General features: G+C 74.4%; 18 protein-coding genes. 10 read left to right on the top strand and 8 right to left on the bottom strand.

Annotated features, from left to right (window positions below):
* Position 1: 1 nt before the first annotated feature.
* From pucD to AAH979_RS31525, 8 genes are all read left to right on the top strand, one after another.
* Positions 2-2428 (top strand): xanthine dehydrogenase subunit D, encoded by a 2427-nt coding sequence (gene pucD / locus AAH979_RS31560; protein WP_346261775.1) that lies wholly within the window; start codon positions 2-4, stop codon positions 2426-2428.
* Positions 2428-3612, top strand: coding sequence for a hypothetical protein (locus AAH979_RS31555; protein ID WP_346261774.1), 1185 nt, complete (start codon positions 2428-2430; stop codon positions 3610-3612). Before pucD ends, AAH979_RS31555 begins: the two co-directional genes overlap by 1 nt.
* A 32-nt stretch (positions 3613-3644) precedes the next feature.
* Positions 3645-5018, top strand: a complete 1374-nt coding sequence (gene allB, locus AAH979_RS31550; protein WP_346261773.1) for an allantoinase AllB — start codon at positions 3645-3647, stop codon at positions 5016-5018.
* A complete protein-coding gene (gene alc / locus AAH979_RS31545) occupies positions 5015-6091 on the top strand; it encodes an allantoicase (protein ID WP_346261772.1) in 1077 nt (358 codons plus the stop codon). The genes allB and alc overlap by 4 nt, the downstream gene beginning before the upstream one ends.
* Complete coding sequence (locus AAH979_RS31540) at positions 6088-7299, top strand: aminoglycoside phosphotransferase family protein (RefSeq protein ID WP_346261771.1); 1212 nt, start codon at positions 6088-6090, stop codon at positions 7297-7299. Before alc ends, AAH979_RS31540 begins: the two co-directional genes overlap by 4 nt.
* Before the next feature lie 99 nt (positions 7300-7398).
* Complete coding sequence (locus AAH979_RS31535; RefSeq protein ID WP_346261770.1) at positions 7399-8061, top strand: hypothetical protein; 663 nt, start codon at positions 7399-7401, stop codon at positions 8059-8061.
* A 40-nt stretch (positions 8062-8101) separates the two neighbouring features.
* On the top strand, positions 8102-9223 hold the full coding sequence (locus AAH979_RS31530; RefSeq protein WP_346261769.1) for a methyltransferase domain-containing protein: 1122 nt from the start codon (positions 8102-8104) through the stop codon (positions 9221-9223).
* 424 nt (positions 9224-9647) lie between these two features.
* Entirely contained in the window at positions 9648-9782 is a 135-nt protein-coding gene (locus AAH979_RS31525) for a hypothetical protein (protein ID WP_318397515.1), read from the top strand.
* 167 nt (positions 9783-9949) lie between these two features.
* Here the strand turns inward: AAH979_RS31525 and AAH979_RS31520 are convergent, their stop codons facing one another.
* The 4 genes from AAH979_RS31520 to AAH979_RS31505 form a co-directional block, all read right to left on the bottom strand.
* On the bottom strand, positions 9950-11341 hold the full coding sequence (locus AAH979_RS31520) for an MFS transporter (protein WP_346261768.1): 1392 nt from the start codon (positions 11339-11341) through the stop codon (positions 9950-9952).
* Between the two features lie 88 nt (positions 11342-11429).
* Positions 11430-12158 (bottom strand): hypothetical protein, encoded by a 729-nt coding sequence (locus AAH979_RS31515; RefSeq protein ID WP_346261767.1) that lies wholly within the window; start codon positions 12156-12158, stop codon positions 11430-11432.
* Between the two features lie 114 nt (positions 12159-12272).
* The gene (locus AAH979_RS31510; protein WP_346261766.1) at positions 12273-13262 is read right to left on the bottom strand and encodes a pirin family protein; all 990 of its coding nucleotides are present in this window, start codon (positions 13260-13262) and stop codon (positions 12273-12275) included.
* 2 nt (positions 13263-13264) lie between these two features.
* Positions 13265-13768 carry a MarR family transcriptional regulator gene (locus AAH979_RS31505; RefSeq protein ID WP_346261765.1) on the bottom strand — a complete coding sequence of 168 codons (504 nt, stop codon included), beginning with the start codon at positions 13766-13768 and terminating at the stop codon, positions 13265-13267.
* Between the two features lie 158 nt (positions 13769-13926).
* Between AAH979_RS31505 and AAH979_RS31500 the strand changes: the two genes are divergently transcribed.
* Positions 13927-14511: a DUF1684 domain-containing protein gene (locus AAH979_RS31500; RefSeq protein WP_346261764.1), complete on the top strand. Its 585-nt coding sequence runs from the start codon at positions 13927-13929 to the stop codon at positions 14509-14511.
* 46 nt (positions 14512-14557) lie between these two features.
* Here the strand turns inward: AAH979_RS31500 and AAH979_RS31495 are convergent, their stop codons facing one another.
* The 3 genes from AAH979_RS31495 to AAH979_RS31485 all read right to left on the bottom strand — a co-directional run bounded on the left by AAH979_RS31495 (position 14558) and on the right by AAH979_RS31485 (position 17719).
* Positions 14558-15169 (bottom strand): general stress protein, encoded by a 612-nt coding sequence (locus tag AAH979_RS31495; protein ID WP_346261788.1) that lies wholly within the window; start codon positions 15167-15169, stop codon positions 14558-14560.
* A 193-nt stretch (positions 15170-15362) separates the two neighbouring features.
* Positions 15363-16199: a helix-turn-helix transcriptional regulator gene (locus AAH979_RS31490; protein ID WP_346261763.1), complete on the bottom strand. Its 837-nt coding sequence runs from the start codon at positions 16197-16199 to the stop codon at positions 15363-15365.
* Positions 16200-16333: 134 nt separating this feature from the next.
* Entirely contained in the window at positions 16334-17719 is a 1386-nt protein-coding gene (locus AAH979_RS31485) for a glycoside hydrolase family 6 protein (protein WP_346261762.1), read from the bottom strand.
* Positions 17720-18028: 309 nt separating this feature from the next.
* Between AAH979_RS31485 and AAH979_RS31480 the strand changes: the two genes are divergently transcribed.
* Entirely contained in the window at positions 18029-19024 is a 996-nt protein-coding gene (locus AAH979_RS31480) for a sensor histidine kinase (protein ID WP_346261761.1), read from the top strand.
* Positions 19025-19197: 173 nt separating this feature from the next.
* Here AAH979_RS31480 and AAH979_RS31475 read toward each other — a convergent pair whose 3' ends face one another.
* Positions 19198-20565, bottom strand: coding sequence for a cation:proton antiporter (locus tag AAH979_RS31475; RefSeq protein ID WP_346261760.1), 1368 nt, complete (start codon positions 20563-20565; stop codon positions 19198-19200).
* Positions 20566-20578 lie beyond the last annotated feature (13 nt).

Genomic DNA, 20578 nt, shown 5'->3' with positions numbered 1-20578 from the left:
CGTGGCGTCCGGAGGTTCCGGGTTGCCGGTGGGCGCGGTCGGGGTCGGGGGGCCGGGTGACCCGCCCTGGTCGGTCAGGCTTGATCCCGACGCGGGTCACCCGGCCCCCCGACCCTCGGTGGCCGAGGCCGCGCCGGAACGTGCGGCCCCGGCGTCCCAGGGGATCGGGGCCAGTCCGGTACGGCCGGACGGGGCGCTGAAGGTGCGCGGGGAGTTCGCGTTCTCGTCCGATCTGTGGGCCGACGACATGCTCTGGGGTGCCACGCTGCGCAGCCCGCACCCGTCGGCGACCATCCGGGGGATCGACGTCGGCGCGGCGCTCGCCGTGCCGGGGGTGTACGCGGTGCTGACCGCCGAGGACGTGCCGGGGGACCGGTACTACGGGCTGGATGTCGCCGACCAGCCGGTGCTGGCGGTCGACGAGGTCTGTTACCGGGGGGAGCCGGTGGCGATCGTGGCCGCCGACCATCCGGAGACCGCGCGCCGGGCGGTGCGGCGGATCGTGGTCGACTACCGCGTGCGGGAGCCGGTGACGGATCCGGAGGCGGCGCTGGCCGGTGGGCGGCTGGTGCGGCACGTGCCGATCCGGCGGGGTGATCCGGCGGCGGTCGCCGAGGTGGTGGTGACCGGGGAGTACCGGGTCGGCATGCAGGACCAGGCGTTCCTCGGGCCGGAGTCCGGGCTGGCGGTGCCGGCCCCGGACGGCGGCGTCGAGCTGTACGTCGCCACCCAGTGGCTGCACGCCGACCAGCGGCAGGTGGCCGCCGCGCTGGGCTTGCCGGCCGAGTTGGTGCGGCTGAGCCTGGCCGGGGTGGGTGGCGCGTTCGGTGCCCGGGAGGACCTGTCCATGCAGGTGCACGCCAGCCTGCTGGCGTTGCGCACCGGGCGGCCGGTGAAGATGGTCTACGGCCGGGAGGAGTCGTTCGTCGGGCACGTGCACCGGCACCCGGCGATCCTGCGGTACGAGCACGGCGCGACCCGGGACGGCGAGCTGGTCTACGTACGGGCCCGGATCCTGCTGGACGGCGGGGCGTACACGTCCACGACCCCGGCGGTGGTGGCGAACGCGGCCAGTCTCGGGGTGGGACCGTACCGGGTGCCGAACGTGACGGTGGACGCGTACGGGGTGCACACCAACAACCCGCCGTGCGGGGCGATGCGCGGGTTCGGGGCGGTGCAGGCGTGCTTCGGGTACGAGTCGCAGATGGACCGGCTGGCCGAGGCGGTGGGGCTGGATCCGGTGCAGGTGCGGGTGCGCAACGCGCTGGCCGAGGGCGGGGTGATGCCGACCGGGCAGGTGGTGGAGGGGCCGGCGCCGGTGGCCCGGCTGCTGGAGCTGGTGCGGGACCGGCCGGCACCGCCGCCCGTCGGGGACGATCCGCGGCAGTTGCCGGGCGGGGTGGCGAACACGACCACGCCGGAGCAGGTGGTCCGGGGGGTCGGGTACGCGATCGGGATCAAGAACGTCTGCTTCTCCGAGGGGTTCGACGACTACGCGACCGCGCGGGTCCGGCTGGAGCTGATCGGTGGCGAGCCGACGGCGTTGGTGCACACGGCAGCGGCCGAGGTGGGGCAGGGGCTGGTCACCGTGCAGGCGCAGATCGCCCGGACCGAGCTGGGGGTCGAGCGGGTGGTGGTGGCGACCGCGGACACCACGGTGGGGAGTGCGGGGTCGTCGTCGGCGTCCCGGCAGACGTACATGACCGGGGGTGCGGTGCGGGCGGCCTGCCGGGCGGTCCGGGCGGCGCTGGTCGCGCGGCTGGCCGGCGGGCCCGGTGCCGGTGGTGACGAGGGTGGCGCTGGTGACGACGGCGACGGGCAGGTCGACGGGGGCGGGCTGGAGCTGGCCGGTGGCGCGGTGCGGGACGCCGCCGGCCGCACGCTCGGCACGCTGGTCGACCTGCTCGGCGCCGGCCCGGTCGAGGAGACCGTCCGCTGGCGGCACCGCCCGACCCGGCCGCTGGACCCGGTGACCGGGCAGGGCGACGCGCACGTGCAGTACGCCTTCGCGGCGCACCGGGCCACCGTGGACGTGGACCCCGAACTCGGGCTGGTCCGGGTGGTGGAGATCGCCACCGCCCAGGACGTGGGCCGGGCGATCAACCCGCAGGCGGTGCTGGGGCAGATCCACGGCGGCACGGCCCAGGGGCTCGGGCTGGCGCTGATGGAGGAACTCCAGGTGGTCGACGGGGTGATCCGGAACCCGTCCTTCACCGACTATCTGATCCCGACCGTCCTGGATGTGCCGCCGATGGCGGTCGACGTGCTGGAGTTGGCCGACCCGCACGCCCCGTACGGGCTGCGTGGGGTGGGGGAGCCGCCGACCATCTCGGCCACTCCGGCGATCGTGGCGGCGATCCGGGCGGCGACCGGGTTGCCGCTGGCCCGGGTACCGGTCCGGCCCGAGCACCTGACCGGGACCGGCTGATGGGCCGGCTGCCCCCGGACGTCCTCGCCGAGCTGGACGCGCGGCTCGGGCCGGTCGACGCCGAGCTGCGGCGGCGCTATCCGGGGCAGCCGGTGGGGCGGCAGCCGGTGCACACCGTCTACGTGCCGGCCGACCGCTGCCATCCGGGGCTGGTGGCCCAGTGGGGTGCGGCGGCGCTGGCCGCGTTGCGGGACCATCCGCCGCTGCCGTACCCGGCCGAGCTGCACGAGCGGGTGGTCGACAAGCTGCGCCGGGAGCCGATCGAGGACCTGCGGATCGACTTCGAGGACGGCTACGGGGTACGCGAGGACGAGGCCGAGGACGCGGCGGCCCGGGCGGCGGGGCGGCTGGCGGGTGGTGGGCTCGGGGTGCCCTTTCTGGGCTTGCGGATCAAGAGCCTGACCGGGGCGCTCCGGCGCCGGGCGGTGCGTACCCTGGACCTCTTCCTCGACGCGCTGCGCGACGGCGGTGAGCTGCCCCCGGCCGGCCGGCTGGTGGTGACGCTGCCGAAGGTGAGCGTGCCGGCCCAGGTCGAGGCGATGGTGCTGCTCTGCGAGCGGCTGGAGGCGGCGTACGGGCTGCCGGCCGGGTGGCTGCGCTTCGAGGTGCAGATCGAGACGCCGGCGGCGATCCTCGGGCCGGACGGGCTGGCGACGCCGGGCCGGTTGATCGGGGCGGCCGCCGGCCGGTGCACCGGACTGCACTACGGCACCTACGACTACAGCGCCGCCTGTGGGATCGCGGCCGGGCAGCAGAGCTCGGCGCACCCGGTGGCCGACTTCGCCAAGGCGGTGATGCAGGTGGCCGCCGCCGAGACCGGGGTACGGCTCTCCGACGGCTCGACCAACCTGCTCCCGGTCGGCGACACCGCTGCCGTACAGGCCGGCTGGGCGGAGCACGCCGCGCTGGTCCGGCGCGGGCTGGAACGCGGCTACTACCAGGGCTGGGACCTGCACCCGGCCCAGTTGCCGACCCGGTTCGCCGGCACGTACGCGTTCTTCCGGGACGGGCGGGCGGCGGCGGTGGCGCGGCTGCGGGCGTACCTCGGGCGGCGGTCCAGCGGGATCCTGGACGAGCCGGCGACGGCCCGGGCGCTGGCCGGCTTCCTGTTGCGCGGGCTGGACTGCGGTGCGCTGACCGAGGCCGAGACCGGGCACGACCGGGCCGCGCTGTCGGCGGTGTGACCGCCGTCGGCGACTTCGGGGGAGGGGAGCGGATGGGCGGGTACGACCTGGTGCTGCGGTCCCGGCGGGTGGTACTGCCCGACGGCGAGCGGCCGGCGGCGATCTGCGTACGGGACGGCCGGATCGTCCGGGTGGCCGGGTACGACGCGGTGCCCGGCACCGACCTCGGCGACCTGGCCCTGCTGCCAGGGCTGGTGGACGCGCACGTGCACGTCAACGAGCCGGGCCGGACCGAGTGGGAGGGCTTCGCCTCGGCGACCCGGGCCGCGCTGGCTGGCGGGGTCACCACGATCGTCGACATGCCGCTCAACTCGGTGCCGCCGACCGTCACCGTGCCGGCGTTGCGCGCCAAGCGGGCTGCGGCGCGCGGTCGGTGCCACGTCGATGTCGGGTTCTGGGGCGGTGCCGTCCCGGCGCACCTGGCCGAGCTGCCGGCCCTGCACGCCGCCGGGGTGTTCGGGTTCAAGGCGTTCCTGGTCGACTCGGGGGTGCCGGAGTTCCCGCCGCTGGACCCGGCCGGGCTGGGCGAGGCGCTGGCCGCCGTCGACGCGCTCTTCGTGGTGCACGCCGAGGACCCGGCCCGGATCGGGGTCGCCCCGCCCTCCGCCCGGTACGCGGACTTCCTCGGCTCCCGGCCGCCGGCCGCCGAGCGGCGAGCGGTCGAGGTGGTGCTGGAGGCGGCCCGGCGGACCGGCCGGCGGGTGCACATCCTGCACCTGTCGGCCGCCGACGCGCTGCCGGCGGTCGCCGCCGCCCGCTCCGCCGGGGTACGGGTGACCGTGGAGACCTGCCCGCACTACCTGACCCTGGAGGCCGCCGAAATCCCGGACGGGGCGACCGAGTTCAAGTGCTGCCCGCCGATCCGGGACGCGGCGAACCGGGCGGCGCTCTGGGCCGGCCTGGCCGACGGGCTGGTCGACTGCGTCGTCTCGGACCACTCCCCGTGCCCGCCCGCGCTCAAGCGGCTCGACAGTGGGGACTTCGGCGCGGCCTGGGGCGGGATCGCCTCGGTGCAGCTCGGGCTGCCGGTGGTCTGGACCGAGGCGCGGCGGCGCGGGCACGGTCTCGTCGACCTGGTGCGCTGGATGGCACGGCGGCCCGCCGAGATCGCCGGGCTGCCCGGCAAGGGGGTGCTGCGGGTCGGTGCCGATGCCGACCTGGTGGCGCTGGACCCGGACGCGGAGTGGACCGTCGAACCGGCCCGGCTGCTGCACCGGCACCCGGTCACCCCGTACGCCGGGCGTCGGCTGGCCGGGGTGGTCCGGGGCACCTGGCTGCGCGGCGAGCCGGTCGGACCGGCGGACCCGCCCCGGGGCCGTCTGCTGTCCCGGCCGGACCGTCACCCCGGCTTCCCGGGGGATGGGCTCCGGCCGGCGGGGCGGCGGGCCGGGCAGGGGCGGGGATGAGCGCGTTCACGGAGTTGCCGGACCTGGCGGCGCGGTCGCTCGGCGGCGGGGCGGTGGCGGCCAACGACGAGTTCTTCGCCGCCCGGGACAACCTGGTCACGGACGCGCCGCCGGGCTTCGCCGCCGGCACCTTCGGGGCCAAGGGCCAGGTGTACGACGGCTGGGAGACCCGCCGCCGCCGGGAGCCCGGGCACGACTGGGCGATCCTCCGGCTCGGCGCCCCCGGCGTCGTCACCGGCGTAGTGGTGGACACCTCGCACTTCGTCGGCAACTACCCGCCGTACGCCTCGGTGGAGGCGTGCGGGATGGTCGGATATCCCGACCCGGCCGAGCTGGCCGGTGCCGACTGGACGACCCTGGTGCCACGGGCGGCGTTGCGCGGGGATGGTCGTAACCTGTTCGAGGTGGACGACCCGCACCGCTACACGCACGTGCGGCTGCGGATCTACCCCGACGGCGGGGTGGCCCGGCTGCGGGTGCACGGTGTGGTCGTACCCGATCCGGCGCTCTTCCCCGACGGGCAGCTCGACCTCGCGGCGCTGGAGCACGGCGGCCTGGTGGTCGGGTGCAGCGACATGTTCTACGGTGCGCCACGGCAGTTGATCGCACCCGGCCTGGCCCGGACCATGGGCGAGGGCTGGGAGACCGCCCGCCGGCGCGACGACGGCAACGACTGGGTACGGGTCCGGCTGGCCGCCCCCGGCCAGGTCCGGCAGGTCGAGCTGGACACCAGCCACTTCAAGGGCAACGCACCGGCAGCGGCGGCGCTGCGCGGGATCGACACCCGGGTCGCCGACCCGGCGGACGAGGCGGCCTGGTTCGAGATCCTGCCGCGTACCCGGTTGCAGCCGGACACCCGGCACCGGTTTCCGGTCGACGCGGTCCCGACCGCCACCGAGGTCCGGCTGGACGTCTTCCCGGACGGCGGCATGGCCCGGCTGCGGCTGCCCGGCCGGATCGCCCCGGCCGACCTCGACCGGCTGCGCCGCCGCTGGTCGGAGTCGTTGCCCCCGGCGCACGCCCGCCAGGTGGGTACGGCCGGGACCCGACCGGCGAGAGCCTGGTGGCCGTGACCCGGACCGTGCTGCTGCACCTGCTGGACGGCGACGGCCGACCACTCGGCGTGCTGCCGGAATACGACGTGCCGGCGCCCTGGTGGCAGGAGGTCGCCGACGTGGTGGCCGGGGCCCGGGCACGGTACGGCATCGACGTCTCCGTACTGCGGCTGCTGCACACCGACCGGCCCGCGCCGCACGGCGGTACGGTCGGCTATCTGGCGCAGCTCGACCCGGGTGCGGGACTGCCGCCCGGCGTACCGCTGGCACCGTCCGATGTGGACCTGTCGAGGGAGGCGCTGCGGGCGCCGTGGGCGGTGCCCGGCGGACCGGCCGCGAGCCTGCGCTGGGCCGCCGCCGAACTGCACCGGGCCGGCCGGGGTGTGCACCTCGGCGTGCCGCAGCGGGCCTGGAACCTGTCGGCGATCTGGCGGCTCGACGGGCCGGGGCCGGACGGTCGGGCCGGCGGCGGTGCGCCGGTCTGGCTCAAGCAGGTACCGGGATTCTTCGCCCACGAGGCGGTGCTGCTGCGCTGGCTCGGCACGGCAGTACCCGACCTGGTGCCGCTGCTGCTGGCCGCGGACGGCTGTGGACGGATGCTGCTGGAGCACGTGCCGGGCGAGGACGGCTACGGTCTCGACCCGGCGGGCCGGGACGCGATCGCCGCCGACCAGCACCGGATCCAGCTCGCCTCGGCGGCGCAGGTCGAGACACTGGTCACGGCGGGCGTACCGGACCGGCGCGCGGCGGCGCTGGCCCGGACCGTACGGGACCGGCTCGCCGCGCACGGCGCGGACCTGGCGCCGGTGCGTCCGCTGCTGGACGGGCTCCCGGACCGGATGGCCGAGGTGGCCCGCTGCGGCCTGCCGGACGTGCTGGTCCACGGCGACCTGCACCCCGGCAACGTGCGGATCGCCGGCGACCACCGGGTGATCATCGATTGGGGGGACGGGTTCGTCGGGCATCCCGGCTTCGACATCCTGCGGCTGACCGAAGGGCTCGACCCGGAGCCGGCCGGCCACCTGCGGCGGGCCTGGGCGCGGCGCTGGCAATCGAGCGTGCCGGGCAGCGATCCGGCCCGCGCGGTCGAGCTGCTCCGCCCGGTGGCGGCGCTGCGGATGGCAGCGGTGTACGCCGACTTCCTGGCCCGGATCGAGCCGAGCGAGCGGGTGTTCCACGCCGCCGACGTGCCGGCCTACCTGGACCGGGCGGCCCGAACGGTCTGAGCCGGCGGAGGTGACTGTCGACTTTCCGTCTTGCCTGCGCTTGTCTGCACCCGGGGCCGGTCGTAGCGTCGCGGCTATCCCGACGCGACAGGAGCCCTGTTGAGCCAGCCTGTTCCGCCGCAACTGGTCGTGCACTGCCGGATGCTCCACTTCGGCTGGGTGCCGGCGGATCCCGAGGCGGTGGCGGCGATGGTGCCGCCGGGCCTGCGACTGCCGGCCAACCGGCAGGTCTTCCTCCAGCAGTACGTGGTGGACGACGCGGCCCAGACCTCCGGGCTGGACAGCTACTCGGCGACCGGACTCGGCCCGGACCTCGACCTGGCCGACTCGGTCCGGGCCCGCTGGTACGCCCACCACCTGAGTTCGAGCCCGCTCGCCCAGGCCCAGGCGGCGGTACGCGGCGTGCCGGCCGCCGCCGGCCGGACCACGATCGAGATCACCGGACAGGCGCTGGTGGCGGTGACCGAGGCCGACGGTGTGGCGCTGATCCGCACCACCGCCCGGATCGGCCGCAACGTCACCCGGGTCTACCGGGGACACGTCCGCTACCTCAGCCGGCTCGGCAGCCAGCTCACCGGGGCCACCTGCCCGTACGTCTTCGAGCCGGTCACACCGTTCGAGATCGAGTCGGTGGAGTTCCTCGCGCCGGACCATCCCGTCTTCGCGCTCCGTCCGGCCAACCCGTTGGAGTTGCTGTGGGGGTTCTACTCGCCGCGTTCGTCGTTCGCGCTGCCCGGCAGCGAGGGCTGGGTCCGGTGCTGAGGTCGTCCGGGCCGGCGGCGGCCGCCGTGGCGGGCCGGTCATGACCTCCGCGGCCGAGCTGCGCGCCCGGTACGTCGAGGGACTGCGCCGGGACGGACTGCTCGGCGGCGAGGACCTGGTCCGGGCGTTCGGCGCGGTGCCCCGGGAGGAGTTCGTGGCGACCGGCTTCGACGGTGGCGACGGGCGCTGGGTCGGGCCGGGCGACCCCGACTTCCTGCCCCTCGTCTACCGGAACCATCCACTGGTGACCAAGGTCGCCGACGGGGTGCCGGTCAGTTCGTCGAGTCAGCCGTCGCTGATGGCGGCGATGATCGAGTCGCTGGAGCTGCGCCCCGGCAGCCGGGTACTGGAAATCGGCGTCGGCACCGGCTACAACGCGGCCCTGATGGCGACCATGGGCGCCCGGGTGACCACGATGGACATCGCCCCGGACGTCGTGGAGCGGGCCGAGGCCGCGCTGCGCCGGTTCGGGCTGGCCGGCTCCGTCGACGTACGCCTCGGCGACGGTTACCTCGGCGTGCCGGCGGAGGCCGGGTACGACCGGGTGGTGGTCACGGTCGGGGTGACCGGCGTCTCTCCGCGCTGGCTGGACCAGCTCGGGCCGGACGGTTACCTGCTCGCCCCGGTCGAACACGCCGGGAACCACCCGGTGCTGCGGATTCGGCCGGGCGGGCCGGGGATGGGCGAGGCGCGCGGCGAGTTGCGGGCCGGGTTCATGTCGGCCGCCGGGCCGCTGGCCGCCCGCTATCCGGGAGCGCATCCGGCGCCCCGGCGGACCGGCGCGCTGCCGCCGACGACCGTGCGGCACCCGCCCCGCTGGCATCCACCGCTGGACGTCTTCCGCTACCACGACCTGTGGTTCGCGGTCGGGGCCTGGGACCGGCGGACCACCTTCTGCGCCGGGCCGGCCGGCGGTTGGGGCGGCCCCGGCGGCTGCGTGCTGCTGGACGAGGTGCACGGCGGCGGGGCGGGCCTGCTCGCCGACGGTTCGGTGCAGGCGTCCGGACCGTCCGCCGCCCGGTACGCCGCCGACGCGCTCGCCCTGCGGGACCGCTGGATTGCCCGGGGCGAGCCGACGATCTCCGACTGGATCGCCCGGCTGGTGCCAGCCGGCGAGCCCGACCAGCCGATCCTGGTACCGACCGGCTGGATCCAGCGCTGAACCTTCGCAGAGCGCTCGTTCGGTAGCCGGTCGACCTCGACGGGACACGGCGGACTCCGGCAGGGTCGTCGCGCCTCGACCGGACAGCACGTACGGCCGCCACCACCGGGGCACAGCCGCCCCGCCCGTACCGGTGGTCGGGGCGGGGCAGGCTACCCCGGAATCGGGCCGCGCTACCGGGTTTCCGATCGGCCTGAGCGGCAACTCCGAGGTCGGGTTGCCCCGATCGCGCGTGACGGTGGGGCCGTGCTCGCATGCGGCCTCCGGGCAGCCCAGGCGCCCGTGCGGGGTGCCCAGGTGAGGACGACCGGCGGCCGTACCAGCAGAGGCGCCGGGAAACCGGTGAGCCGGCGGGGGACGTCGGAGCCGGTACGGCGGTGGTCGTCCTGCCCGTCCGAGCAGGTGACGACCAGGGGAGGACAGCATGTCCAGCGAGATCATGGACGCCGAGCGGGACCGACCGGACCAGGCGGCGGTGGAGAGCGAGCGCGGAGCCCTCGTCGCGGTGTTGGTGATGGTCGTGCTCGGGGTGGCCGGCATCTTCGCCGTCTCCACGTGATGGTGTCCGATCTCCACTGAACCTTTTTCAACCTGGACCGCGCGGTGCTCACGCACCGCGTCCGCCCCTTGCGGTCCGCCGGACCGCAAGGGGAGGTTGAAAAAGGTTCACTGATGGGACCCGCTGGCCCCCGGCACGGCGGCTGGCGGGTCGCACTCCCCGTCCGGTCAGGAGCGGACCGGCACGCCCCCGTCCGGAACGGTGCCGACCCCGGCGCCGTCCGGGGCGTGCGGGCCCGGGACGGCGTCCACCGGCGGCGTGACCGGGCCCTCCGGGGTACCGGCTCGACGGGCGCGTCGGGCCAACCGGAGCGCGGCCAGCCCGACGCCGAGGCAGAGTACGGCGGCGACGACCAGTGGCAGGCGGTGGTCCGGCAGGACCAGGGCCGCCCCCACCGGAGTGGCGACCGCGACCGGTGCGAAGAGCAGGGTGTTGGCGGTGCCGGAGACCCGCCCGAGCAACGCCTCGGGAGTCCGGGACTGCACCGCCGTCACGGCGGCCACCAGGGTCCAGGGCAGGCCGATCCCGACCACCACCGAGCACGCCACCGCCGCCGGAGACCAGGGGACCGCCCGGCCGAGGGTGCCGAGCGCGAACAGGGCGGCGCCGAGTACGCCGACCGCGAGGCTTCCCCGGGTACGCAGCAGCCGGCCGACGACCAGGCCGCCGAGCAGCGATCCGGCGCCCTGCCCCGAGGAGAGCACCCCGACGAAGGCGGCGGGCTGGTGCAGGTCCTCGGTGACGACGGTGTAGACGGCGGCGGTGGTCAGCCCGGACATCGCGATGGTGACGGATCCGATCAGTACGGATGTCCGCAGTGCGGGATCCCGGCACAGGACGGCGACACCGGTCGGGACGCGCCACTTCCGGCCCGGCCGCCGCCGCGTACCGCGCTCGGCGGCCGGCTCCGGTGCCGGGGGCAGGTCGGGATCGGCCCGTCCCGACCGGCCGCCGGTGGAGCGGCCCGGCGGCGACGGGAGCCGCGGACCGATCCGGAGCAGGGTGTAGAGGCCGGCGGCCAGGGCCAGCGTCCCGGCGGTGAGCGCGGCCACCGGATATCCGCCCTGCCAGGTGAAGAGTCCCGCACCGACCAGCGGGGCGACGAGTTTCACGCCTTCCTGTGCGCTCGTCCGCAACCCGTTGACCCCGCCGAGGGCGGCCGGTGGGAGCGCGGCGGGCAGCAGGGCGTTCTCGGCGGCGTCGACCAGGACGAGGCTGGTGCCGTAGCCGAGCAGCACCGCGTAGACGAGCCAGACCTGGCCATCGGTACGGACCGCCAGCAGCGAGAGTACGGCGACCGCGGTGAGCAGGTGGGTCCAGACGATCAACCGCCTGCGGGGCATCCGGTCGACGAGTGCGCCGAGGGCCGGGCCGAGCAGTGTCGGGGCGAAGAGGCAGAGGCCGGTGAGCGCGGCCAGGCTGCTGGAGCCGGAGAGGTCGAGTACCCAGACCCCGGCGGCCACGTTCAGCGCGGTACCGCCGAATCCGGAGCTCAGTGAGATGCCGACGAAGAGCAGGGTGTTGCGCTGCTCCGGGCTGCGCCACCGTCCCGTACGCACGGTCGGACCTCCGAGGATTGAGTCACAGAGACTCACATCCTCGGTTGGTCAGTCGCACTGTGTCAACCAGAACTTCAGTCAGGTCGACTCAATGTGTGATCGGGTCCCCGGACTGGTCCGGCTCGGGCGCCGGGGCGGCCTGGCCGAGCGCCCGGCGGAGCCGGTCCCGTGCTTCCGGCAGTGCCCCGCCGAACTGCTCGGCCGGGACCCGTTCGAGGTCATCGACGGCCTGGGCGGCCAGCGCGTACAGCCCGCCGGGATCGGCGGAGCCGGCCAGCCCGAGGGTGGTGCGCGCGAGTCGGGCCCGGGGATGCCAGTCGTCCCGGTCGGGTTCCGCGCCCAGTTGCCGGTGCACGGCTACCACTGCCGCTCGGAGTCGGCTGATCTGCGCGCCAAACGTGCTGTCAACGGACTGTTGACGTTTGCGCTCGACGCGTACCCGGGCCGGGTCGCGGGTCGCCGCGCCCGAGAGCCGTACCCAGCGCTGCTCGGCTGCCTGCCGGCTGGCCAGTCCCAGCGCGGTGGCGATCTGGGCCCAGCTCGCCCGCTGCTCCCGGGCGGCCTCGACGAGCCGCCGTTCCGCCTCGTCCAGCCCGGCCCGCAACCCGCCGAGCAGTCGTAACGCGGCCAGTGGCTCGGGCCGGCCGGCACCGGTCCCGGACGCTGCGGCCAGCACGGCCGCGTACGCGGCGAGCTGCCGGTCGACCTCGTCCGCCGGCCCGATCGTCGGCGGGGCACCGCGGTCGGGTCCGGTGGTCGAGGGCTGTGGCGAGATGCTGTCGGGGAACTCGTCGCCGGGCCGGTTCTCGGGTCGCATTCGCGCATGGTCCCGGCCGGGCGAGCAGTTTGTCAACACATCGTTGACGCGGTGTGTCGTTCCGGGGTCCACCGGCGACGAGCTCGTGCCGTCGCGGCGGCGCGGCGGAGCGGGTCAGGACGGCCGTGGTCCGGCTCCGCCGGTGTGCGGGGTACGGTGCGCCGGGATCACGCCCAGCCGGCCGGCCTGGTAGTCCTCGAACGCCTGAACCAGCTCGGCCCGGGTGTTCATCACGAACGGCCCGTAGTGCGCGACCGGTTCCCGGATCGGCTGGCCGCCCATGACGTACACCTCCAGCGCCGGGGTCGCCGCCTCCTGCCGCTGGTCGGCGGCGAACCGCAGGGCGTCGCCCGGGCCGTGCACCGCGAGCTGGCCGGTGTGCACCGGGCGGCGTTCGGCGCCGACCGTGCCCCGACCGGCGAGCACGTAGACCAGAGCGTTGAAGTCGGACCGCCAGGGCAGCTCCACCTCGGCGCCCGGCTGCACCGTCACGTGCGTGACGGTGATCGGGGTGTGCGTGGAACCGGGGCCGGTGTGCCCGGCCACCTCGCCGGCGATCACCCGGAGCAGCGCGCCGCCGTCCGGCGTGGTCAGCAGGGCCGACTCCCTGCCTCGGATGTCCTGGTAGCGCGGCGGGTTCATCTTGGCCGCCCGGGGCAGGTTGACCCAGAGTTGCAGGCCGTGGAAGAGGCCGCCGCTCATCACCAGGTGCTCCGGGGGCGCCTCGATGTGCAGCAGGCCGGCGCCGGCCGTCATCCACTGGGTGTCGCCGTCGGTGATGGTGCCGCCACCGCCGTGTGAGTCCTGGTGCTCGAAGATCCCGTCGATGATGTAGGTGACCGTCTCGAAGCCCCGGTGGGGATGCCACGGGGTTCCCTTCGGCTCGCCGGGGGCATAATCCACCTCACCCATCTGGTCGAGGTGGATGAAGGGATCCAGTTCGGTCAGCGGCACCCCGGCGAAGGCGCGGCGGACCGGGAAGCCCTCGCCCTCGTACCCGCTGGGCGCGGTGACCAGCCGGCGGACCGGCCGGTAGGCGGTGGTCGCGGCGAGCCGGGGCAGGCGGGGCAGGACCAGGACGTCGTCGACGGTGATCGCGGGCATGGCTACTTCTCCTTGACGCTGACGCTGTCGGGGGATTCAGGGGTCGGGGTGGCGTCGTCCGTCTTCAACCGCCCGGCCAGCCGGTCGAAGACCCGGGTGAGGCAGGCGACCTCGGTCCCGTCGAGGTCGTCCATCAGGTACCCGCGCACCGAGGCCGCGTGCTGCGGCGCGGCCTCGCGCAGGGTGAGCAGCCCGGCGGCGGTCAGCACCGCCTCGCTGCCCCGGCGGTCCTCCGGGCAGCTCTGCCTGGCGACCAGGCCGCGCCGTTCCATCGAGGAGATCTGGTAGGTCAGCCGGCTCGGCGAGAAGACGAGCCGGCTGGCCAGCTCTCCCATCCGGAGCCGCTGTCGGGGTGCCTCGGAGAGCAGGACCAGCACGTGGTAGTCGGCCAGGCTCAGCTCGCTGGCGGCGCGCAGCTCGTCCTCGAGCCGGTTCAGCAGAAGCTGGCTCGACTCGATGTACGCCCGCCAACAGGCCAGCCGCTCGGCGTCCAGACCTTCACCCATGTGCCGAGGGTAGCACTATTTAAAATCTGAAACACCTGACCGAGTGCGGGCACGGTCACAGCCAAGGTCAGCACAGAAAGGGCCCTGCATGTTTGAACTACCCGTCGACCGGGCACCGCCGCCACCGGCGGCCGACCACCGCCACTAGGCTCGGTCGCGTGGAGGAACTGGAGCTGGCGGACTGGCGTGAGCAGGTGACCAGGCTCTACCTGTCCGACCTTGACCTGGCCGGATTCCGGGCGGCCCGGGATGCCCTCTTCGCCGGGCATCCGCAGTCGCCGATCCCGCTGGCCGAGCGGGCCGGCTTCACCGGCCTGCGCTACTTTCCGCCCGAGCCGTCGGCCGTGGTAGACGTACCGGTACGCCCGGCCGCCGGCACGCTGAGCATCGACACCGGCGGGCCGGACGGCGTGGTGCACTACCGCCGTTCGGGCATCGCCGAGACTCCGTGGGGGCCGCTGACCCTCTGGTGGATCGAGGCGTACGGCGGCGGACTCTTCCTGCCGTTCCGGGACGGCACCGCCGGCCGGGAGACGTACGGCGGCGGGCGCTATCTCACCGACACGGTCAAGGGCACGTACGGCCGAGGGCTGATCGTGCTGCCCGGAGGCCGGCTACGGCTGGACTTCAACTACGCCTACAACGCCTCCTGTGCCTACGACGACAGGTGGGCCTGCCCACTCGCTCCCGAGGAGAACCGGATCGCGGCACCGGTCCGGGCCGGCGAGCGCGTCTACCACTGACCGACCCGGCCGGCGCCGTACGCTCGACGGCGATGCCGGCGCCCTGTCAGCCGATGGCGCCGGCCGGCCGCTGCCCACCCTGCCAGTTCATCCGGCCGATAAGCTGTCGCGCCTGGTCGGCAAAGGTCGCGTCGACGGTCACCGCGTACTGGTTGGCCCGCAGGCTGCTGGCCGAGGTGAAGTCGCGCCGGCCGCCGGTCATGGCGTGCGCGATGGCGCCGAAGATCGCGCCCCAGACGGCACCGATGGCGAGTCCCACCAGGATGACGGCCCACCAGTTGCCGACTGTGAAGATGCCGAAGAGCAGGCCGATGAAGAGCCCGAACCAGGCACCGGTGGCGGCACCGGCCAGCGCGGCCCGGGCGGTCGTCATCCGGCCCAGTACCGTTTCGACCAGGGTGAGGTCGGTGCCGACGATGGCGGCGCGTTCGACCGGGAACTCGTTGTCGGAGAGGAAGTCCACGGTGTACTGCGCCGATGGGTAGTCCGGGTACGAGGCGACCGTCACCGTGGACTGCTGCCCGGGGGCCGTCCCGCCGTCGCTGCTCGGCGCCCTGAACTGGTCGCCGGATGGCCCGGCGGGTAGGTTGTTGCCTCCGGCAACACCCGGCATACCAGGCATACCGGACCGCCAGGCCGCCGTCGGGTTCCTGGACATCATGAATCAGCCTCCTTCGTCACGGCTCGATTCCCCGCCTGCCCCACTCGGTAACCCGCTCTGGCGGACGGTAAACGGAAGGGCCCGGACGGGCGTGCTGTCCGGTTCTGCCGACAATGGGTGGGACCGCCGATCGCGCAGGGCCAGCGCGCGGGGACCGTCGAAGGTCGGCGTGGGGCAGACCGTCGCAGGGTCAGCGCGCGGGGGCGCTGCCCACCCGGCGCTCCTCCTGCTCGGCGGCCGAGCGGACCGCCGCCGCCGTGTAGTCGTCGAGCGGGAAGAACGACTCGACGGAGAGTTCCGCGACGGTGACGTCCAGCGGGGTGCCGAAGGTGAAGACGGTGCTGAAGAAGGCGAGTTCCCGGTCGCCGTCCCGGATCCGCAGCGGCACCACGACCTCACCCGGCCCCGGGAGCTCGACCTCGGGCTCCGGCTGGTCGCAGGGGTACGCCCGCAGCTCGTCGTAGAGGTCGGTCAGCTCGGCGTCGCCGCTGAGCGCGACCTGCCGGCGGAGCCGCCCGAGCAGGTGCGCCCGCCACTCGCCGAGGTTGACGATCCGGGGCGCCAGCCCGGCCGGGTGCAGGGCCAGCCGGAGCGCGTTGACCGGCGGGGTGAGCAGCGGGGCCGCCGCGCCCTGGGTGAACAGGCCGATGCTGGCGTTCGCCTCGACCAGATACCAGCCCCGGTCCAGCGCGATGGCCGGATAAGGCTGGTGGGCGGTGAGCACCTGGCGGACCGCCGCGCGTACGGCGGCCAGGGCCGGGGAGTCCAGCGGGGTACGCGGGTAGATCGGTGCGTACCCGGCGGCCAGCAGCAGGTGGTTGCGCTCGCGCAGCGGCACGTCGAGTTGCTCGGCGAGCCGGAGCACCATGTCGCGGCTCGGCATCGCCCGGCCGGTCTCCACGAAACTGAGGTGCCGGGTGGAGATGTCCGCCTGGATGGCGAGTTCGAGTTGGCTGAGCCGGCGTCGTTCGCGCCACTCGCGCAGCAGGTGGCCGACCGGTCGCTGCCGCTGTCCGGCGACCGTCATCTCGTCATCACCATTCCGATCGTCCGGCCGGGTCGCTGGCCGCGGCCCGCCCGGCCAGGTCAGGGGCGGTCTGCCCGGGGGTGGCCGGGTCGCCGCCGCAGGTGGCGGGCGGCGACCCGGCCGGAGGGGACGGGTCAGCTCGTGCAGGCGTTTCCGTTCAGGGCATAGCCGGTCGGCGTGGCCAGGGTCCCGCTGTAGGTGCCCTGGAAGCCGACGCTGGTGGTGCCGCCGGTCGGCAGCGAGCCGTTCCAGGCCACGTTGCCGACGCTGATCTGGCTGCCGGACTGGCTCCAGACGCCGTTCCAGCCGTTGCTGTACCGGACGTTGGCGCCGACGGTGAAGGTCAGGGTCCAGCCGTTGACCGCCGGCCCGTTGTTCGTCACCCGGATCTCGGCGGTGAATCCGCCGGTCCAGGAGTTGGCGGTCCAGGTCACCCGGCAGCTGGTGTCGGCCGGCGGGGTGCTGGGCGGTGGGGTGGTCGGTGGTTGGGTCGTCGGCGGTGCTGTCGTCGGCGGCCGGGTGGTCGGCGGCACGGTGGGCGGGTTGGGGGCGGCGATCGCCAGGTCGTACGCACGCTGCGGGACGAACTGGCCCGCACCGGCGATGCAGCCGTCCGCCTCGCCCGGCAGCTTGATCCAGAACAGCGCGTCGACCGCCGGGTCACCGGTCTCCGTGGTGCTCGCGGTGCCGATCGCCCGACCGGCCGGGTCGCACCACTCGCCACGGGGGTCGGGGCCGTTGCCGTTCCGGCTGGTGTCCACCACGATCTTCAGGTTCGGTGCGCCGGTGGCCGCGACCACCGCCTTGGCGTAGCTGACCGACTCGGCCGTGGTGCGGTAGTTGGAGACGTTGACCGAGATCCCGTCGGCGCTGTTGGCGATGTCCGCCGCGACCAGTCGGGAGGCCATCGCCGACGGGGTGAGCCAGGCCGAGTGTGCCGCGTCGAAGTAGACCCTGGCCTGGCTGGAGGCGGCCTTGAACGCCTTGCCGGCGTACGCCATCGACGCCTGGGTCTCGGCCTGCTGCGAGGAGTTCATGCAGTCCGACATCAGCGCGAGTACGTCGGGTTCGAGGATGATGCTCGCCGGTCGCCCGTTCAGGCCGCCGGCCACCTGGTCGATCCACTGCCGGTAGGCGGTGTGGTTGGGCAGGCCACCACTGCTGGCGCCGCTACAGTCCCGGTTGGGGATGTTGTAGACCACCAGGATCGGGATCTTTCCGGCTGCGGTGGCGGCGCCGACGAAGGCGTCGACCTGACCGCGTACGGTGCTGGGGTTGTTCTGGGTGAACCACCGGCCCTGCGGGACGCTGGCGATCCGGTCCCGGATGACGGCGGCGCGGGAGTCGTTGGGGTTGGCGGCGACCCAGCGTGCGGCGCTGGTGTCCGGGTCGACGTAGAACGCCGAGTCGGCGGCCTTGGCCGGGGTGGGGTTGAAGAGGCCGACACCGACCGCTGTCGTCGCGGCGAGTGCCGTGACGGCGACGGCACCGGCTGCGGCGAGCGCGGGTCTGAGGTGCATGCGGTACTCCCTTCGGGGCGGTGGGAGATCGAGGGGCATCGCTGGAAGCGCTCCCATAGACATCGACCACGGTAAGGCCATGTTGCGTCCGTGTGAAGCCCTGGTTTCGGTCGTCGGTCATCGCCGCAGGTCATCGGCGTGTGGACGGAGCCGTCTCGGTGGCCCTGCCCGCCGACCGTCCCACCGGACGGGAGGGCGGCAGCACCGCGGCGAACCGGTCCGCTGACTCTGCGTGGCCAGACGTTGCCGATGCCGCGTACGCTGCTGGCGGAGGTGGGCAGTGAACGCGTGGCGTGCGACGGGCGGGCGATGACATCCGAACCAGCCGCCCGGCCGGAGGCCGGAACGCTGCGGCACGACGCCCTCTTCTACCGGAGCGACGACGACTACGTCACCGGCATCCGCTCCTTCGTGGAGACCGGGCTCGCGGCCGGGGAGCCGGTGCTGATCGCGGTGCCCGGCAGCCGGCTCGACCTGCTGCGCACGGCCCTCGGCGCCAGCACCGAACTGCGCTTCGTCGACATGGCCCGGGAGGGGCGCAACCCGGGGTGGATCATCCCGGGAGTGCTGCACGCCTTCGTCGAGGAGCACGCACCAGTCCGGGTACGCGTCGTCGGGGAGCCGATCTGGCCCGGCCGCTCGGTGCTGGCCTATCCCCGGTGCGTACAGCACGAGGCCCTGATCAACATCGCCCTCGCCGGCCGGCCGGTCAGTGTGCTCTGCCCGTACGACGCGGTGCGGCTGGACGTGGACGTGATCGCCGACGCGGCGAGCACCCACCCGTTCCTGATCCGCGACGGTGACCGGCAGGCCAGCGCCGGATACGGCCGCCCGGAGAGCGTGGTCGACGCCTTCAACCTGCCCTTTCCGACCCCGCCGTCGACGGCGTCCATGTTGTTCTTCGAGGCCGCCGGCCTCTCCGGGATGCGTGCCATGGTCGCCGCGCTGGCCCGGGAGGCGGGGCTCGCCCCGGACCAGGTCGAAGACCTGCGGGTCGCGGCGAACGAGATCGCCACCAACGCCGTGGTGCACTCCGGGCGGCCGGCGGTGGCCCGGGTCTGGCTGGACGAGGACGGGCTGGTCTGCGAGATCACCGGATCGAGCGTGCTGACCGACCGGCTCGCCGGCCGCCTCCCGCCGTCGCCGGTCAGCGACACCGGGCGCGGTCTGCTGCTGGTCAACTATCTCTGCGACCTGGTCCAGGTGCACACCGACAGCACCTCGACCGCCATCCGGCTGCACATGCACCGCCGAGTGGAGCCGGCGACCGGTCCCGCCCCGGCGACCGGGGCCGGACCCACCTGACGACCGGGGTCCGACCCACCCGACGCCCGGGGTCCGACCCGCCTGACGAGCGAGGCCGGAGCTGACGAGCGGGGTCCGGTCCACCCGATGAGCGGGGTCTGGCCACCTGAGGAGCGGGGCCATCACCAGGCCCGCGATCAGCGGGCTGAGGGCGGGCCGCGATGCGGGGGTGGTCAGTTCCGGGCCGGGTCGTCCGGCCCGGGGGAGGCCGGTGCGCTCGCACCCGCCGCAGCGGGCGCGCGTGGCGTCGGGACATCCACCGGCCGGCCGCCCGGCGCCGGGTCGCCGGAGGCCGGCCCGGAGGTGCGGTCCAGCCGCCGGTCCAGCAGTTGCATGACCGGGGTGGCGGCCACCCCGTGCACCACCACCGACACGACCACCACCAGCCCGGCCGTCGCCCAGAGCAGATCGGCACCGGGGAAGTACGCGTGTGTGGTGGCGTACCCGAGGTAGTAGAACGTGCCGACGCCACGGATCCCGAACAGCGCGATCACCCAGTGCTCGGCGGGTCGGCCCGGCGCGCCGAGCAGCGACAGCCGGCCGGTCAGCGGGCGGACGACGAAGAGCAGGGCCAGCGCCAGCGCCACCGCAGGCCAGGTCAGCGGGGCGAACAGCCCGGTGACCACCGCACCGCCGAGGAGCAGCAGCAACAGCACGGTGAGTAGTCGCTCGACCTGCTCGGCGAAGTGGTGCAACACCTGGTGGTACTCGTGCGACCGCTCCGCCGCCCGGATCGCCCGGGCGGTGGCGAAGACGGCGACGAAGCCGTAGCCGCCGACCAGCTCGACCAGGCCGTACGACAGGAAGGTGGCGGCCAGCGCGAGGAAGCCCTCCGAGTGCCGGGCCAGCCGCAGCCGCTCCGAGCGGGACCGGAAGAACAGCTTGCCGAGCAGCCAGCCCACCAGCAGCCCACCGGCCACCCCGAGCACGATCCGGTAGCCGACGTCCACGGTCAGCCAGCGCGCCAGCCAGCCGCCGGGGGCCAACCCGACCGTGGCGATCGTGATGGCGGCGTAGACGAACGGAAAGGCGAGACCGTCGTTCAGCCCGGCCTCGGCGGTCAGCGCGAACCGCACCTCGTCCTCGTTGTCCTCGACGTCGGTCGGCTCGCCGACCTGCACGTCCGAGGCGAGCACCGGGTCGGTGGGTGCCAGCGCGGCGGCCAGCAGCAGCGCGGCGGCCGGCGCCAGCCCCAGCCACCACCAGCCGAGCAGCGCCACGGCGGCGATGCAGAGCGGCATCGCGACCGCGAGCAGCCGCCAGGTCGACGACCAGCGCAGGCGGCCGAGCGGACGGTCGATCTTGAGTCCGGCGCCCATCAACGCCACGATCACGCCGATCTCGGTGAGCTGGGTGGTGATCCCGGCGTGGGTCACGGGATCCGGCTCGGGCAGCCCGAGCGGGAGCAGGAACACCAGCATGCCGAGGCCGAGGAAGGCGATCGGCATGGAGAGCGGGCGCCGTTCCAGCACCCGGGGCAGGATGCCGGCCAGCAGCGCGGCCAGGCCGATCAACGCGTACGAGGTAGCCGAGAGATCCACCCCGGGAGCCTTT

The sequence above is a fragment of the Plantactinospora sp. ZYX-F-223 genome, assembly GCF_039649625.1.
GTDB lineage: Bacteria > Actinomycetota > Actinomycetes > Mycobacteriales > Micromonosporaceae > Plantactinospora.
The sequence above is the reverse complement of the archived record's forward strand: the minus strand, read 5'-3'. Positions and strand labels throughout refer to the sequence as shown.

Bases quoted from the DNA above. Each gene is read 5' to 3' on its own strand.
- AAH979_RS31490 (WP_346261763.1), bottom strand. From the start codon at position 16,199: ATGACGGTCGCCGGACAGCGGCAGCGACCGGTCGGCCACCTGCTGCGC.
- AAH979_RS31530 (WP_346261769.1), top strand. From the start codon at position 8,102: ATGACCTCCGCGGCCGAGCTGCGCGCCCGGTACGTCGAGGGACTGCGC.
- AAH979_RS31515 (WP_346261767.1), bottom strand. From the start codon at position 12,158: ATGCGACCCGAGAACCGGCCCGGCGACGAGTTCCCCGACAGCATCTCG.
- AAH979_RS31525 (WP_318397515.1), top strand. From the start codon at position 9,648: ATGTCCAGCGAGATCATGGACGCCGAGCGGGACCGACCGGACCAGGCG.
- AAH979_RS31485 (WP_346261762.1), bottom strand. From the start codon at position 17,719: ATGCACCTCAGACCCGCGCTCGCCGCAGCCGGTGCCGTCGCCGTCACG.
- allB (WP_346261773.1), top strand. From the start codon at position 3,645: ATGGGCGGGTACGACCTGGTGCTGCGGTCCCGGCGGGTGGTACTGCCC.
- AAH979_RS31555 (WP_346261774.1), top strand. From the start codon at position 2,428: ATGGGCCGGCTGCCCCCGGACGTCCTCGCCGAGCTGGACGCGCGGCTC.
- alc (WP_346261772.1), top strand. From the start codon at position 5,015: ATGAGCGCGTTCACGGAGTTGCCGGACCTGGCGGCGCGGTCGCTCGGC.
- AAH979_RS31510 (WP_346261766.1), bottom strand. From the start codon at position 13,262: ATGCCCGCGATCACCGTCGACGACGTCCTGGTCCTGCCCCGCCTGCCC.
- AAH979_RS31505 (WP_346261765.1), bottom strand. From the start codon at position 13,768: ATGGGTGAAGGTCTGGACGCCGAGCGGCTGGCCTGTTGGCGGGCGTAC.
- AAH979_RS31480 (WP_346261761.1), top strand. From the start codon at position 18,029: ATGACATCCGAACCAGCCGCCCGGCCGGAGGCCGGAACGCTGCGGCAC.
- AAH979_RS31495 (WP_346261788.1), bottom strand. From the start codon at position 15,169: ATGTCCAGGAACCCGACGGCGGCCTGGCGGTCCGGTATGCCTGGTATG.